General features: G+C 45.4%; 15 protein-coding genes. All 15 read left to right on the top strand.

The window, feature by feature from the left end; all coding sequences use genetic code 11:
• Positions 1 to 90 precede the first annotated feature (90 nt).
• Positions 91 to 1,287: an amino acid aminotransferase gene (locus AC2UZJ_RS07410; protein ID WP_486949495.1), complete on the top strand. Its 1,197-nt coding sequence runs from the start codon at positions 91 to 93 to the stop codon at positions 1,285 to 1,287.
• 130 nt (positions 1,288 to 1,417) lie between these two features.
• Positions 1,418 to 2,899, top strand: a complete 1,482-nt coding sequence (locus AC2UZJ_RS07405; protein WP_486949494.1) for an aldehyde dehydrogenase family protein — start codon at positions 1,418 to 1,420, stop codon at positions 2,897 to 2,899.
• Between the two features lie 27 nt (positions 2,900 to 2,926).
• Positions 2,927 to 3,793 (top strand): transporter, encoded by an 867-nt coding sequence (locus AC2UZJ_RS07400; RefSeq protein ID WP_486949493.1) that lies wholly within the window; start codon positions 2,927 to 2,929, stop codon positions 3,791 to 3,793.
• Positions 3,794 to 3,856: 63 nt separating this feature from the next.
• A complete protein-coding gene (locus AC2UZJ_RS07395) occupies positions 3,857 to 5,065 on the top strand; it encodes an amine dehydrogenase large subunit (RefSeq protein ID WP_486949492.1) in 1,209 nt (402 codons plus the stop codon).
• A 3-nt stretch (positions 5,066 to 5,068) separates the two neighbouring features.
• The gene (locus AC2UZJ_RS07390; RefSeq protein ID WP_486949491.1) at positions 5,069 to 5,614 is read left to right on the top strand and encodes a MauE/DoxX family redox-associated membrane protein; all 546 of its coding nucleotides are present in this window, start codon (positions 5,069 to 5,071) and stop codon (positions 5,612 to 5,614) included.
• On the top strand, positions 5,615 to 6,268 hold the full coding sequence (mauD, locus tag AC2UZJ_RS07385) for a methylamine dehydrogenase accessory protein MauD (protein WP_486949490.1): 654 nt from the start codon (positions 5,615 to 5,617) through the stop codon (positions 6,266 to 6,268).
• Positions 6,252 to 6,779, top strand: a complete 528-nt coding sequence (locus AC2UZJ_RS07380) for a methylamine dehydrogenase light chain (protein ID WP_486949489.1) — start codon at positions 6,252 to 6,254, stop codon at positions 6,777 to 6,779. The genes mauD and AC2UZJ_RS07380 overlap by 17 nt, the downstream gene beginning before the upstream one ends.
• Positions 6,780 to 6,843: 64 nt before the next feature.
• Positions 6,844 to 7,359 carry a c-type cytochrome gene (locus tag AC2UZJ_RS07375; protein WP_486949488.1) on the top strand — a complete coding sequence of 172 codons (516 nt, stop codon included), beginning with the start codon at positions 6,844 to 6,846 and terminating at the stop codon, positions 7,357 to 7,359.
• Positions 7,360 to 7,392: 33 nt separating this feature from the next.
• Positions 7,393 to 8,355: an AraC-like ligand-binding domain-containing protein gene (locus AC2UZJ_RS07370; RefSeq protein WP_486949487.1), complete on the top strand. Its 963-nt coding sequence runs from the start codon at positions 7,393 to 7,395 to the stop codon at positions 8,353 to 8,355.
• A gap of 39 nt (positions 8,356 to 8,394) precedes the next feature.
• Positions 8,395 to 9,423, top strand: coding sequence for an aromatic ring-hydroxylating dioxygenase subunit alpha (locus AC2UZJ_RS07365; protein WP_486949486.1), 1,029 nt, complete (start codon positions 8,395 to 8,397; stop codon positions 9,421 to 9,423).
• 95 nt (positions 9,424 to 9,518) lie between these two features.
• The gene (locus AC2UZJ_RS07360) at positions 9,519 to 10,715 is read left to right on the top strand and encodes an aminotransferase-like domain-containing protein (protein ID WP_486949485.1); all 1,197 of its coding nucleotides are present in this window, start codon (positions 9,519 to 9,521) and stop codon (positions 10,713 to 10,715) included.
• 31 nt (positions 10,716 to 10,746) lie between these two features.
• Positions 10,747 to 11,631: a 4-hydroxybenzoate octaprenyltransferase gene (ubiA, locus tag AC2UZJ_RS07355; protein WP_486949554.1), complete on the top strand. Its 885-nt coding sequence runs from the start codon at positions 10,747 to 10,749 to the stop codon at positions 11,629 to 11,631.
• A gap of 67 nt (positions 11,632 to 11,698) precedes the next feature.
• A complete protein-coding gene (locus AC2UZJ_RS07350) occupies positions 11,699 to 12,964 on the top strand; it encodes a putative Na+/H+ antiporter (protein WP_486949484.1) in 1,266 nt (421 codons plus the stop codon).
• A 25-nt stretch (positions 12,965 to 12,989) separates the two neighbouring features.
• A complete protein-coding gene (locus AC2UZJ_RS07345; protein ID WP_486949483.1) occupies positions 12,990 to 13,217 on the top strand; it encodes an FmdB family zinc ribbon protein in 228 nt (75 codons plus the stop codon).
• Between the two features lie 30 nt (positions 13,218 to 13,247).
• The gene (gene aspS, locus AC2UZJ_RS07340; RefSeq protein WP_486949482.1) at positions 13,248 to 15,047 is read left to right on the top strand and encodes an aspartate--tRNA ligase; all 1,800 of its coding nucleotides are present in this window, start codon (positions 13,248 to 13,250) and stop codon (positions 15,045 to 15,047) included.
• Positions 15,048 to 15,054: the final 7 nt, after the last annotated feature.

Here is a 15,054-nt window from a genome sequence, read left to right as displayed (position 1 = left end):
AAATAGATACCATTAAACAAAAACTTACAAGTACACGTATACATATATATACATACACATGCATCTATGTAACACATTATAGGAAACTTTATGTTTGAGCACGTAGCACATTATGCTGGCGACCCCATATTTAGGATTGCCGCCCAGTTTCAAGCTGACCCCCGAGATAAAAAAGTAAATCTTACTATAGGTTTATATTTTGAAGATGATGGCAGTGTACCGCTATTAGCTTCTACACAAAAAGCAGAAGCTTTGTGGGCGGCACAAAAAACCCCTCGTACCTATTTGCCTATGGAAGGTTTAAGTAGTTATAGGGATGCAGTACAACGTTTGGTATTTGGTGAGCAAAGCGAAGCCTATCAGTCCAAGCGCATTGCTACCATTCAAACCTTAGGGGGTACAGGGGCTTTGAAGGTGGGGGGAGACTTGTTGCATCAAGGCTATCCTGATAGCCAAATGTGGATTAGTGATCCAGCGTGGGATAATCACCACGATATTTTTGGTGGCTGTGGTATTCAAACCAATAAATACCGTTATTTTGATGCCCAAACCCAAGGCGTAGACTTTGACGGTATGTTGGCAGATATCTCTGCTTTGCCTGCACACAGCATGGTGTTGTTGCATCCCTGTTGCCATAACCCTACCGGCGCAGACCTAAACAATGAGCAGTGGCAACGACTCATTGCGGTTCTAAAAGATAAACAGCTGATTCCATTTTTAGATATGGCGTATCAAGGTTTTGGTCAGGGATTAGCAGAAGATGCCTATGCGGTACGGGCGATGGCAGAAACTGGTTTAACGTTTTTTGTGGCGAATTCTTTCTCTAAAAACTTTGCTTATTACGCCGAACGTTGTGGCGCTTTATCTGTGGTTTGTGAGTCGGCTGAGGCGGCTGAGCGAGTGTTGGGGCAACTCAATGCGTGGGTGCGTAAAAACTATTCGAATCCGCCCGTGCATGGCGGCAGTGCCATCGCCTTAGTCTTGGATACACCGGAGTTATATAACAGTTGGGTAGCGGATGTAGACGCTATGCGTAATCGTATACATACGATGCGCCAAACCGTGTATGACAAATTACAAACCCTAGCGCCGCAGTACGATGCTAGTTATATGCTTAAACAGCAAGGCATGTTTAGTTATACCGGCCTTAGTCCTGAGCAAATTAGCCGTTTACGCGATGAGTTTGGGGTGTATATGCTGGACTCGGGGCGTATTAGCGTTCCTGGTTTAAATACCATGAATGTAGAATATTACGCGCAAAGTTTGGCAGCGGTGGTGTCTAAGTAAATACCCTTGAATTAGATGAAATATGCGTAAATAGACAAAAGCTCGTGCACAACTAAACAACTCGCCAACTCAGCCCTACCTATACTAAGTGTTAATAATTGAAATTTATAACTAACACGGAGACAAAGATATGGCAGAGAACACGGTTCAAGGTGTACGCGAGCACATGATCATTAATGGTAAAGCAGTACAGTTACCAGATGCTAAACGCATACCCGTATATAATCCCGCCACCGGCGAAGTCATTGCCCACCAAGGTGAAGCCGGAGCGGCTGGGGTTGACCAAGCAGTAACTGCAGCTCATCACGCTTTTACTGATTCCGAATGGGCATCCATGCTACCCGCGCAGCGCGAACGCTTGTTGTTGAAATTAGCCGATTTATTAGAAGAAAATGCAGACGAGCTAGCGCTCTTAGAAACCACAAATAACGGCAAACTATTAAGTTTCTCTTATGGTTTAGAAGTCTATTCCAGCGCCCAGTGGCTGCGCTACATGGCAGGCTGGGCCACTAAGGTGGGTGGTGATGTACTTAATTTATCTTTTCCCTTTCCTCCCGATACCAGTTACCACGCTTACACGCGCTTAGAGCCGGTGGGCGTGGTTGCCTCTATTGTGCCGTGGAATTTCCCCCTATTGATGGCTATTTGGAAAATGGCCCCAGCCTTAGCCGCAGGTTGTACTTTGGTTCTAAAGCCAGCTGAAGAAACCCCTTTAACCGCCATACGTTTAGCTGAGTTAGCCATAGAAGCCGGTTTTCCAGCAGGTGTATTTAACGTAATTACTGGTACAGGCGATGTAACAGGAGCAGCTTTAACCGCCCATCCTTTAGTTAATAAGATTTCTTTTACTGGATCCACTGAGGTTGGGAAAATCATTGCCCAGCAAGCGGCTAAAGATACTAAACGTGTGGCTTTAGAGCTTGGCGGCAAATCACCCGTATTGATTTTTGATGATTGCGATGTAGAGCAAGCCATACAAGGAGCAGCCAATGCCATCTTCTTTAACCAAGGACAGGTATGTACCGCCGGCTCCAGACTCTATATACAAGACGGTATTTACGAAGAAGTAGTAAATGGTATAGCCGCCCTAGCAGATAAAATGGTGTTGGGTGCTGGTGCGCAAGAAGGCACTGAAATTGCTCCCTTAATTTCTGCACGTCAAAAAGAGCGTGTAGAAAAGTACATAAAAATAGGCCAAAGCGAAGGCCGCCAAGTAACCCGTAATACTGATCGTCCTACAGAGGGATTCTTTGTACGCCCTACGGTATTTGCGGATGTAGATATTGGAGCGCGTATTGCTCAAGAAGAAATCTTTGGGCCAGTATTAGTGGCAAATCGCTTCACTGATGAAAAAGAAGCGCTGCAGTTGGCTAATCAAACTGAGTATGGCTTAGGTGCTAGTGTGTGGAGTAATGATATTAGCCGCGTAAACCGTTTAGTGGCGGGTATAAAAGCCGGTACGGTTTGGGTTAATGCGCATAATGTGCTGGATCCACATATGCCGTTTGGTGGTTTTAAACAGTCTGGCATGGGGCGTGAGCATGGTAAGGCTGCAGTGGAGTCTTATCTAGAAAGTAAATCCGTTTGTGTGGCTTACGCCAATAAAACCTAAGTAGCCCACAACCACCAGGAGACAGAAATGAAGCATAAAAAACGAATAGCGCTGGTGGGGTCAGCGCTAATGCTAAGTAGTGCGGTGAGCTGGGCAGATCCTAGCACTCGTGATTGGCTACCAGCGCCAGTAGGTACTCATATAATCGCCGGCTATGCAGGCTATGAAAAAGCCACCCGCATGTATGACAACGGCCACCGTATTGAGGGTGCACCTAAGTTGGATGTGCATTACGGCATCTATAGGCAGATGTATTACGGTGAGCTTGCCGGTAAAACTGTACAGTACGAAATTATTGTGCCCATGAGTAAAGCCACTTTAAAAGGCAATGGCTTTCCTCGAGAAAGTCTGACGGGTGTGGGCGATGTGAACCTAGGCGCTGCGGTTTGGCTTTACAACAATGATGAAACGCGTACGTACTTTGCTTGGGAGCCATTTATCGTAGCCCCTACTGGGCGTTACAAAGCTTCACGAGCAGACGTATCACCGGGGGCGAACCGTTGGAGCACTATTCAAGATTTTGCTTTTTCTCAAGGTATAGGTAAAAACTCATACTTAGAAGCCATGGCGGAGTTTGAGATTTATGGCAAAAACAAAAATTACTACGGCACCACCTTAAAAAAAGATCCCTCCGTACGCTTAATGGCTTTTGCTTCTACCAATATCACGCCTGATACGGTGATTGGTTTGCGTTATCGCTACGAGACAGGGGGCGATGAAAAAATCAATGGTGAAAAAGTCTCTGGTGCCGCCAATGATCATCAGCTAGCGCTAGATTTAACCCATCAGCTTAACAATCAAAATCAGTTACAGCTGCGTTATGCCCATGATCTAAAGGTTAAATATGGACCCAAGATGAGCGGCGTGCAATTACGTTATGCCTTTATTTTTTAATAAATAAACAAATAAGCAAATAGATAAGTCGGTAGAGTCAATCTGCCAAAAAAGGAGAAAAACATGCAACTGAAACGCATAAAAAAACGCGGACTGCAGCTCACATTAGCTGCGGCAGTGGGAACTTTCGCTTTTGCTGCCAACGCGCAAAACGTAGAAGTCGTAGAAACCACCATCGCTCCTCAAGAAACCCTTACCGGAGGCCATAAGTTATCAGAAGATGCTGAAAACCGTATTTATGTGATGGATGCGGTGTTTAATCATTTATCGGAAAGCCGAGTGCATATTTTTGATGGTGACACCGGGCGGTTTTTAGGCATGATACCCACCAGTTTTAATGGCCACATGCAAGTCTCCCACGACGGTAAGAAAATCTACACCATGACCACCTATCATGAGCGCGTCACTCGTGGTAAGCGTACCGATACCGTAGAGATCTGGGATGCCCTAGGGTTAAATTTTGAAAAAGAAATTATTTTGCCAAATAACCGCATTCAAGGTTTAAATTACCGTGGTATGTTCCGTCAGTCTAGCGATGGTAAGTTAATTATTTTCCAAAATGCCACCCCTGCCACGTCAGTAGGAATAGTAGACATAGAAAAAGGGGAGCACGTCGCCGAGCTAACGTCAACCGCGGGCTGCTGGAGTGTAAATCCCTTGCCCAATAAACCCCGTAGCTTTACCACTATTTGCGGTGATGGCACTTTATTAACGATTGACCTTGATGACAAGGGCCAAATTGCTAAGCAACATCGTAGTGAGAAAATGTTCTCTACCCAAGATGACCCCATTTTCATTACGCCAGGCTTTGTAGGTAGCGATGCCTATTTTGTCTCTTTTTACGGCAATATTTATCCAGCTAGTTTTGAAGGTGAAGAGGTTAGTTTGAAGCCATCTTGGTCCATTTTAAGTGAAGAAGACAGAGCGGCTGGCTGGACGCCGGGTGGATATAACTTACTTGCCACGCACGCGGGCAGTAATCGTATGTATGTGCTTATGCACCCAGATGGTGAAGAGGGCACACATAAAAATCCAGCAGCTGAAATTTGGGTATTTGATTTAGAGAGCAAAGAGCGCATTGCTCGGGTACCGGGGCTAGATTTGCTGTCTATCTCTATTGATGAGCCGGGTAATCGTCTTATCGGCATTGACGGCGGTAATGTGAGTATTTTTGATATTAGCAGTGCCGAGCCTAAGTTAATTAAAACCATAGAAAACGCCGGGGAAACGTCCTTACAGGCCGAGCCTCACCCTGCAGTCCAAGGAGGGTAGGCCATGGACCCTTTACTCATATATATGGCAGCAGCTAGCTTGTCAGCCCTATTGCTGATTGGTGGCATAGACAAATTACGTCATCTTGATTTATTTGAAGGCGCCATATTGGCGTATAGGCTTTTACCTATTAGCTTGAGTAAGCCATTTGCCATACTTTTTATGGTGGCAGAGCTAGCGGCTGCGGTGCTGTTACTGATTCCGCAGTTACGTTTCTATGGTGCGTTATTGGCGTTATTTGTGGTGGGTTGTGCTACAGCAGGAGTGGCACTCAACTTATTACGCGGCCACACCAATGTAGCCTGCGGTTGTGGCAATCTTAAAGAGCAGAGCGCAGGTTTATCGTGGTGGTTAGTGGTACGCAATGGCTTATTGTTAAGTGTGATTGGTTTATTTTTTATTCCCTCACATTTTTTTACTGAACGCCATTTAAGCTGGGTAGATGGATTCACTTTTTTTGGTTCTACTCTGGCTATGCTGGGCTTGTATTTTGCTGTCAATCAGCTAATTGAGTCCCACGTAAAATTACAAAAACTGAAGGAGATGTAAATGGGAGCGTTAGTTATTTCTAATGTGGTGCTGTGGGTAGTTCTAATAGCATTAATACTCGTGGTGTTGGCGTTATCGCGCCAAATTGGCGTGCTCTATGAGCGCGTGGCCCCTATGGGAGCATTATCTATGGATAGTGGTCCGGAGGTGGGCGATGCGGCGCCCACCTTTGAATTAAATGATCTATTTGGACGCCCTCAAACCATAGGTATGCGTACAGAGCACAGTCAGCTGTTGTTTTTCATATCGCCTACGTGTCCAGTATGCAAAAAACTCATACCTATTTTGCGTTCTATTGCCAAAAAAGAAAAATCTTGGTTGCGCGTGGTGTTGGCCAGTGATGGTGAAATGCCTGAGCATTTAGCCTTTTATAAACAAGCAAATTTAGATCCTTTTCCGTATTTATTATCCACAAATTTAGGCATGAGCTTTCATATAAGTAAATTGCCTTATGCGGTGTTAATGGATGAAAACGGCAAAATTAACGCCAAAGGTTTAATTAATTCACGCGAACAATTAGAAAGTTTATTTACCGCTAAAGACTTAAACGTGGGTTCTGTACAGGAATATTTACGTAACACAGAGTCCCAAACCGCTGAGCTTACTGAGGTGAATGTTTCACGTAAGGAGAAAGAAAATGCATTGGCTGGATAACGTAGGAGAGAAGATTTCGCGCCATTTAGCGCATCGGTCCTCACGCCGTAGTGTGCTCAGCACCCTAGGTAAAGTGATGGTGGCGTCTTCAGCAATTTTACCGGTGTTACCGGTATCACGTGCTGCGGCTAATACAAGAACAGGCTTGGATATAGAGGAAGCAAGCCGTGAAGAGTTGGAGTCTTGTGATTACTGGCGTTATTGCGCTGTAGATGGGTTTTTATGCTCATGTTGTGGTGGTACCGTAAATACCTGCCCTCCAGGTTCTACGCCGTCACCACTTTCTTGGGTGGGCACATGTCATAACCCGCATGATGGAAAAGATTACTTAATCAGTTATAACGATTGCTGCGGTAAAACAGCATGCAGTCGCTGTAGTTGTGCGACTCACGTTCGTGAACGCCCTGGTTATGAGTTTTTCTTACACAATGATGTGAACTGGTGTATGTCTAATGAGAACAGCACGTTCCATTGCACCACCTCCGTGTTGATTGGTTTAGCTAAAAACTAAACGTTGGGTGGAATGGTTTGTGTGCTAGAACGATTCCACCCTATTTTCATGGGAGTTAATAATAATGAAGTCATTTTTTTTGGTGGCAGTTTTTAGTGTGCTGCCGTTGATAAGCGGAGTTACACATGCCAAAAAACCCATACCAGCCACTAATGCTGAGCAATTAAAATACTATTTGAATAATGAGTCAGCCTTTAAAGATTACATGTTGCAGTGTGCTGGCTGTCATCGCTTTGATGGCGAAGGCGCTGAAACTAAAGGTATTCCTAGTTTTGTAAACTCTATTGGCTTATTTACTCGCCTAGCAGAAGGGCGTTCTTATATGATACGCGTGCCGGGTGCCTCGCAATCACAAATTAATAATGCAGAGTTAGCTGAAGTCTTAAACTGGATTGTGGCTAAATATAGTGCGGAAGAATATAAAAACAATAATTTCCGTTTATTTACAGCTGCTGAGGTAGGTGCCTCTAGGCCTCATCGTTTTGATGATGTAGCGGTAGAGCGGCAGAAACTAACAGAAAAATTACAGGGAAAAGGCCTAGAGCCTTCTACTTATCTTTATGGTAGGGTGGGTCGATAGATGTCAGTTACATGCTAGACATGCGAGGAAAATATGACACTCGATACAGCTCTCACTCAATTTCAAACTGTAGGCTCGTGGCGTGATTTTGTGGAGCAGACCTTCTTACCTTTAGAAATTAAAATTGGCAATACGGCTCCTTTTTCGTATAGGGCTGCCAATACCAAGATTGGTGATTTGGTGATTTCTAATTTGCACATGAATGCCACTACCGTAACCCGCACTTCTGCCTTAGTGGCACGTTCTGAAAAAGCCATTTATAAAGCCTCTTTACAGCTTGCAGGCACGAGTGTGATTATTCAAAAAAATAGGCGTACTACACTCAAAGCCGGCCAATGGGCTATTTACGATGCAAATCAGCCTTACAGTGTGCAGGTAGGGGATGGCTCACATTTTTTAGTTTTGCAAATAGAGCACAGCTTACTTTCTCTAGAGCAGCCCTATTTACAGGCAGCATTGGCGCAAGCCTTTGATAGTACTCAGGGCTGTGGTAGTTTATTACTCCAACTATTAACAACGGCCTTAGCGCAGCGTAATGTGCTGTCTGGAGTGGCTTCTGAAGTGGTGTCAAATGCTATTTTACAGCTAATTGGCGCACAAATTATTGAAGCCCTAGATGCCAGTGCTCATGCAGACCCCGTGACTTTACATCAGGCTGAGCTGTTGAAAATACAGCACTATATACAACAGCATTTAGATAGTTCTGAGTTAACAGTTAAAAAGTTATGTACGGTGTTTAACTGTTCACGACGTTATTTGTATAATTTATTTAGCAGTCAAGACTTAACGCCTGCTGATTACATACAACGTCAACGTCTTGAGAGCAGCTGCCAACATCTAGCAGATCCCAACTATAATCGTCCTATCTCAGAACTAGCCTATCAACATGGCTTCAAAGATGTTGCCACCTTTAGTCATGCTTTTAGACGCCGTTATGGCGCCTCTCCCACTGCGTGGCGGCAAAAGCGGTTGCATATAGGTGCTCTGCCTAGTTAATATCTAAGTACCTTATCTTTTATATAGTCGTAATCTATTATGTTTTTAGAAAATGCCTGGTATGTGGCAGCCTTAGCTACGGATATTAACCGTCAGCCTTTTGCTGTCAAAATGCTTAATCAATCTTTAGTGTTGTTCAGAAAGCAAGACAACACCGTGGTGGTGTTGGAAGATTCCTGTCCGCATCGTCGTTTGCCTTTATCTATGGGGCGCGTGCAGGGCGATAGCATTGAATGTGGTTACCATGGCTTGCGTTTTGACTGTTCAGGTACGTGTGTGGGTGCCCCAACTGCCACTGAGATTCCGGCAGCAGCTATGGTGCGTTCGTTTCCAGCGATAGAGCGTTATGGTTTAATTTGGGTTTGGATGGGCGCTCCTGAAAAAGCCAATACAGATGAAATTCTGCAGATTAAAGAGTGGGATGATCCCGCCTGGGGCGTTAACAGTGGTGATGCCATGGAAATGGCCTGTAATTACCTTTATATTACAGACAATCTCTTAGATCCCTCGCACGTTACTTGGGTGCATCAATCTTCTTTTGGGAGTGATGATCTTATTGGGGTGCCTTTAGAAGTCGAAGAGGCAGATAATGGCGTTACGGTTTCACGTTGGTTACGTAATATTGAGGTATCGCCTTTTTATAAAAAATTTGTGAAATTTGAAGGTAAGTGTGATCGTAAACAGCAATACGAAATGCGCTACCCAGGCCATGCCGTCATTCGTGCTATTTTCACCCCTGCTGGTACAGGCGATGAAAACGCGGTATCGCACCCTGATGTGTTTTTAATGGATTCCTATAATTTTCTCACGCCTATTGATGAGAAAAACACCCGTTATTTTTGGTTTCAGTTGCGTAATTTCAGTCCTAATGATGAGAGCGTTTCTAAGGTATTTAATCACGATGTACGCGCGGCCTTTAGTGAAGATAAGGTCGTGCTAGAAGCGGTGCAAAAAGGGATGGATGCTAAGGGCGCGCGTTTAAGTTTACCCTCTGATAAGGGGTCATTGTTGTTCCGCCGTCGTATGAGTGAAAAGATTCGTGCTGAACAGGCCGTGCAGCAAAAATAGCATCGCTATTCACGCTTCAAGATTATTACTGTAATCTATTAGCCATCGTTGCTATTTTATATCTATTGTTTTTTATTTAGGGTTCTCGTCACGTCATGGATTCTCATACTGCTTATACCTTTTCTAATCGGGCCAATCAGCTCACCAGTTCTGCTATCAGAGAAATCCTAAAGGTCACCACTAGACCAGAAATCATTTCTTTTGCGGGTGGCTTACCCTCAGCTGACGGTTTTCCTATATCCGAGTTACAGCAAGCCTTTAATACGGTTTTAGAAAATGAAGGTCGTGAAGCTTTGCAGTACGGCCCCACTGAAGGTTATACGCCTTTACGTGAGTGGGTGGCTGAAGATCTCAGCACAGACGATGTCAAAGTTGATGTTAATGAAGTGCTTATTGTTTCCGGTTCACAGCAAGCCTTAGATTTGCTCGGCAAGTTGTTTATCGATAGCGGCAGCAAGGTTTTAGTTGAATCTCCCACTTATTTAGGTGCCTTGCAGTCTTTTTCTGTGTTTGAACCCGAGTATGTGTCTATTAATACCGATGAAGGGGGTTTGATTCCTGCTGAGGTGTCTGAAGCTAAAGCCGCAGAGGCTCGTTTTATTTATGCCCTGCCTAATTTTCAAAACCCCACTGGCCGCACCTTAAGTAATGAGCGCCGCCAAGAACTGGTTGAGCGTTGTGCAGCTGCAGGTATTCCTATTGTAGAAGATGATCCTTACGGTGAGCTGCGCTATGTGGGTGAGCCTCAGCCAAGTTTGCTGCATTTAGGCCGTAAAGTGGGTGCTACTGTTATACGCTTAGGCTCTTTTTCGAAGGTGTTAGCGCCAGGTTTGCGGTTGGGCTATGTAATTGCACCGGTGGCTATTATTGATAAGCTTGTGCAAATTAAACAAGCTACAGATTTACATTCTCCTACGGTAACGCAGATGGCAGTCTATGAAGCCATTAAAAATAATTTTTTAGAAAAACATTTGCCAGAAGTGCGAGAGCTTTACAAAAAACAAGCCCAATACATGCTAGATGCAATGGATGCGCATTTTCCCGCTGAGGTGGCTTGGACTAAGCCCGAAGGCGGCATGTTTATTTGGGTTACCTTACCAATGCACATCAATGCTCAAGAGTTGCTTCATCAGGCAATAGCGCGGCATGTGGCCTTTGTGCCAGGTGAGCCTTTTTATGCCACCGGCGTGCCCCAAACTAATACCTTCCGTTTGAGTTTTGTTACGGTGAGCAAAGACCGTATCGATGAAGGCATTGCTATTTTAGGTGCATTGATTCGTGAGCAAGTTTAATACTACTGCCGCACGCCCAGACTTAGCAGATATGCGCCCAGATGATTGGGTGGCAAAGTATTTGCCTGAGTCCTGGGGGCCTTATGCTCGTCTTTGCCGCTTAGATAGACCGGTAGGGACGTGGCTTACCTTATTGCCTTGTATTGCGGCGCTGATTCAAGCGGCGGGAGGCTGGCCTGATTTATGGCGTTTGTTCATTTTTTCCCTAGGTGCGCTTTTAATGCGCGGCGTAGGTTGCTGCTTTAACGACATTTTTGACCGTGATTTCGATCATCAAGTCGAGCGCACGCGCTTTAGACCGCTCACTAGTGGGCAGTTACGTATGCGCAATGCGCTTATTTTTGTTTTTGCGCAGTTGCTGGTAGCTGGGCTGTTGTTGTTTGCTATTAATAGCTATAGCCGTTGGTTGGCTTTGTTGCTGGTGCCTTTAGTGGTGATTTACCCCTTATGCAAACGCTTCACCCATTGGCCGCAGGCCGTATTGGGCATTGCTTTTAATTGGGGTATGTTAATGGCGTGGTCTGATACCCAAAACATGGTGCCCTTAGCGGCCATTGCCATGTGGGCAGGGGCCGTTACGTGGCAAATTGCTTATGATGCTATTTACGGTTACATAGACATGGAAGATGATTTAAAACTGGGTTTAAAATCGGCGGCTATACGTTTTGGTGATAATGGCAAACAGTGGTTGGGTAGCTTTTATGCCATCACCTTGTTGTTATGGCTGTGGGCCGGGTATGCCATGCAAATGCACTGGGGATATTTTGTAGTGATGGTGGCTATAGGACTTCATTTAGCTTGGCAAATTCATCAGTTTGATCCGCAGCGCAGAGAATCAGGTTTACCCTTATTTAGAGCCAATATGACGGTAGGCGTGTTGTTAGTAGTCGCAGCCTTAGCCGGAACGCTGTTATAATTTTTCCCTTTCATAGAGAAGTCATCAACATTTAGCTTGTTTAGGCGTTAAAAAAAATGGAGATAAGATGCCAACCACCATGGAACTCGTAGCAACTATACTCTTTGCGGTTGCTATTATTCATACCTTTTCAGTCCCTGTGTTTGCCCGGTTAGCAAATAAGGGAGGTGCACACTCAGGTTTGTGGCATTTGCTTTCCGAGGTGGAAGCGGTATTTGGAGTGTGGGCTTTTGTATTAATTGTATTTATCTCGGTGTTTGTGGGCCTAGATAATGCGGTTGAGTACATGGATTCCCGTAACTTTACTGAGCCGGCTTTTGTGTTTGCCATTATGGTGGTGGCCGCCAGTAGACCGATTTTAGAAATGGTCACAAAAATAGTGAAAGTGGTAGCAAACATCATGCCACTGCGTAATGAATACGCCCTGTTTTTTATTACCATGTCTTTGGTGCCGCTATTTGGTTCGCTCATTACTGAGCCCGCCGCCATGACGCTAGCCGCTCTAATGTTACGCGATCAATATTTCAAGCAAAGTGGTCGCGCTTTTTTTAAATACATAACCTTAGGCGTTTTGTTTGTAAACGTTTCCATTGGTGGGGTGCTCACGTCTTATGCGGCGCCACCAGTATTAATGGTAGCTCAAACCTTTAATTGGGATACCGCCTACATGGCCACACACTTTGGTTGGCGTGCTGCGGTTGCGGTTATTATTAATGCGGCTTTGCTGACTTTTATAAGCCGTAGTGTATTAGCTCAAACACCCGACTCTATTCCGGAGCCACTTGAAAAGAAAAAGCGTCCCGATGTGCCTTTAGTGGTGATGGCCATTCACGTTATGTTTTTAGTGGCTATTGTGCTGTCGGCGCACCATGTGGTGATTTTCTTAGGCTTACTGATGATGTTTATTGGTTATGCCACTGCCTATCGTAAATACCAAAATCCCCTTATGATTGGTGAGGGGCTAATGGTGGGTTTCTTCTTAGCCGGCTTGGTCATTTTAGGTGGTTTGCAAAAATGGTGGCTGCAAGATTTACTCGGTGGCATGTCACCTTATGTACTGTTTGTAGGTTCTACTGCTTTAACCGCTATTACTGATAATGCCGCTCTTACGTATTTAGGTTCCTTGGTTGAGGGCACCAATGAGATGTGGCGTTATATGCTGGTAGCAGGTGCGGTTACCGGTGGTGGTTTAACCGTGATTGCTAACGCCCCAAACCCCGCTGGCTTTTCTATTTTGAAAGGTTGCTTTCCGGATGGGGCGATTTCCCCTTTACGTTTGTTATTAGCGGCCGCAGTACCTACCACTGTATCCGCTATTATGTTCTTAATATAAAATGAAAAGAAAAGGATAAAAAGCTGTGCCTATTTATGCGTATAAGTGCAGTGCTTGTAATTACGAGCAAGACGTATTGCAAAAAATGTCTGACCCCGTTTTAACGGAATGTCCTAAGTGCCATCAGTCCACCTATGAAAAACAGGTGACGGCGGCAGGTTTTCAGCTTAAAGGTACGGGTTGGTACGAGACGGATTTTAAAGGAGGCGATGCGCCTTCACCGGCCTCGTCTAGCCCTGCTGATAAAACATAATAATTTATATATCTACTGGAGTTATCTTAGATGCGTACTTGTTACACTGGCGACTTAAACACCCAGCATCTGGGTCAGACCGTCACATTATTTGGTTGGGTGCATCGCCGCCGCGATCATGGTGGTGTTATTTTTATTGATCTACGCGATCGTGCTGGCCTAGCGCAAGTGGTGGTCAATCCCGATAATGAGGCGATGTTCGCTGTTGCTGAGCGCATCCGCAATGAGTTTTGTCTGCGTATTACGGGCGAAGTGCGTGAGCGCCCCGAGGGCACCATTAATCCAGATTTACCCTCCGGTGAAGTGGAGGTGGTGTGTACAGAGATTGAAATTCTGAACCCTTCCGTAACGCCCGCATTCCAACTGGATGATGAGAATCTCTCCGAAACCACGCGCTTAACACATCGTGTCTTGGATTTGCGTCGCCCGCAGATGCAAAAAAATCTGATTTTGCGCCACAAGGTCACGCGAGCCGTGCGTAACTATTTAGATGATCTAGGCTTCATCGATGTAGAAACTCCTATGCTTACCAAAAGCACGCCTGAAGGCGCCCGTGATTACCTCGTGCCTTCACGTACCAATGCCGGTGAATTCTTTGCCTTACCCCAGTCCCCACAGCTATTTAAACAAATGCTGATGGTATCGGGTTTTGATCGCTATTATCAAATCACCAAATGCTTCCGTGACGAAGACTTACGTGCTGATCGCCAACCTGAATTTACCCAAATTGATTGTGAGGTGTCTTTCCTCAATGAGGAAGAAATCCGCGAGATTTTTGAACAGATGGTGCGCCATGTCTTTAGCACCGTCATGGAAGTAGAGCTACCTAAGCCGTTCCCCACTATGACATGGCAAGAAGCCATGCACCGCTTTGGTTCCGATAAGCCAGATCTGCGTGTTAATTTAGAATTTACCGATGTAGCAGATTTGATGGCTGATGTGGACTTCAAGGTGTTTTCTACTCCTGCAAATGATCCTAACAGCCGCGTAGTGGCTTTGCGTGTGCCCGCCGGTGGTGAGCTCACCCGGGGTGAAATTGATGCGTACACCAAATTTGTAGGTATTTATGGAGCCAAAGGCCTGGCTTACATTAAAGTGAATGATGCCACGGCCATCCCCACCGGTTTACAGTCTCCTATTGTTAAAAATATCCACGATGAAGCCCTCACTAAGCTGATAGAGCGCACCGGTGCCCAAGATGGTGATTTGATTTTCTTTGGTGCTGATAAAACCACTGTAGTGAATGACGCCATGGGCGCCTTACGTATCAAAATTGGCCACAGCGAGCACGGTCGTAAGCACGGTCTGTACACCGCGGGTTGGAAGCCTTTATGGGTGGTTGATTTCCCCATGTTTGAGTACGATGCCGAGGCCAAACGGTATGTGGCGGCACACCACCCCTTCACCAGTCCTAAAGAGGGGCACGAAGACCTCTTAGCCACTGATCCCACGCAGGTATTAGCTAAAGCGTATGATATGGTGTTAAATGGGTGGGAGATGGGTGGTGGCTCTGTACGTATTCATCGCGCTGATGTACAAAACAAAGTGTTTGCTGCCTTAGGCATAAGTGAAGAAGAAGCCCGTGAAAAGTTTGGTTTCTTACTTGATGCGCTGCAATATGGCGCGCCTCCGCATGGTGGTGTAGCCTTTGGTTTAGACCGTATGGTGACCATGATGGCAGGGGCAGACTCTATTCGTGATGTAATCGCTTTCCCCAAAACCCAGCGCGCCCAGTGTTTGCTCACTGATGCGCCTTCTGCAGTAGATGAAAAGCAGCTCAAAGAGTTGCACATTCGTTTACGCCCTACGGAGCCTAAACCTACTGCCTAGTTGCTCT

This window comes from Paenalcaligenes sp. DL 309, from assembly GCF_057475285.1.
The sequence above is the reverse complement of the archived record's forward strand: the minus strand, read 5'-3'. Positions and strand labels throughout refer to the sequence as shown.

What these genes read in the sequence shown, in the direction of transcription:
- AC2UZJ_RS07410 (WP_486949495.1), top strand. Translation starts at nt 91, where the DNA reads ATGTTTGAGCACGTAGCACATTATGCTGGCGACCCCATATTTAGGATT.
- AC2UZJ_RS07405 (WP_486949494.1), top strand. Translation starts at nt 1,418, where the DNA reads ATGGCAGAGAACACGGTTCAAGGTGTACGCGAGCACATGATCATTAAT.
- AC2UZJ_RS07400 (WP_486949493.1), top strand. Translation starts at nt 2,927, where the DNA reads ATGAAGCATAAAAAACGAATAGCGCTGGTGGGGTCAGCGCTAATGCTA.
- AC2UZJ_RS07395 (WP_486949492.1), top strand. Translation starts at nt 3,857, where the DNA reads ATGCAACTGAAACGCATAAAAAAACGCGGACTGCAGCTCACATTAGCT.
- AC2UZJ_RS07390 (WP_486949491.1), top strand. Translation starts at nt 5,069, where the DNA reads ATGGACCCTTTACTCATATATATGGCAGCAGCTAGCTTGTCAGCCCTA.
- mauD (WP_486949490.1), top strand. Translation starts at nt 5,615, where the DNA reads ATGGGAGCGTTAGTTATTTCTAATGTGGTGCTGTGGGTAGTTCTAATA.
- AC2UZJ_RS07380 (WP_486949489.1), top strand. Translation starts at nt 6,252, where the DNA reads ATGCATTGGCTGGATAACGTAGGAGAGAAGATTTCGCGCCATTTAGCG.
- AC2UZJ_RS07375 (WP_486949488.1), top strand. Translation starts at nt 6,844, where the DNA reads ATGAAGTCATTTTTTTTGGTGGCAGTTTTTAGTGTGCTGCCGTTGATA.
- AC2UZJ_RS07370 (WP_486949487.1), top strand. Translation starts at nt 7,393, where the DNA reads ATGACACTCGATACAGCTCTCACTCAATTTCAAACTGTAGGCTCGTGG.
- AC2UZJ_RS07365 (WP_486949486.1), top strand. Translation starts at nt 8,395, where the DNA reads ATGTTTTTAGAAAATGCCTGGTATGTGGCAGCCTTAGCTACGGATATT.
- AC2UZJ_RS07360 (WP_486949485.1), top strand. Translation starts at nt 9,519, where the DNA reads ATGGATTCTCATACTGCTTATACCTTTTCTAATCGGGCCAATCAGCTC.
- ubiA (WP_486949554.1), top strand. Translation starts at nt 10,747, where the DNA reads ATGCGCCCAGATGATTGGGTGGCAAAGTATTTGCCTGAGTCCTGGGGG.
- AC2UZJ_RS07350 (WP_486949484.1), top strand. Translation starts at nt 11,699, where the DNA reads ATGCCAACCACCATGGAACTCGTAGCAACTATACTCTTTGCGGTTGCT.
- aspS (WP_486949482.1), top strand. Translation starts at nt 13,248, where the DNA reads ATGCGTACTTGTTACACTGGCGACTTAAACACCCAGCATCTGGGTCAG.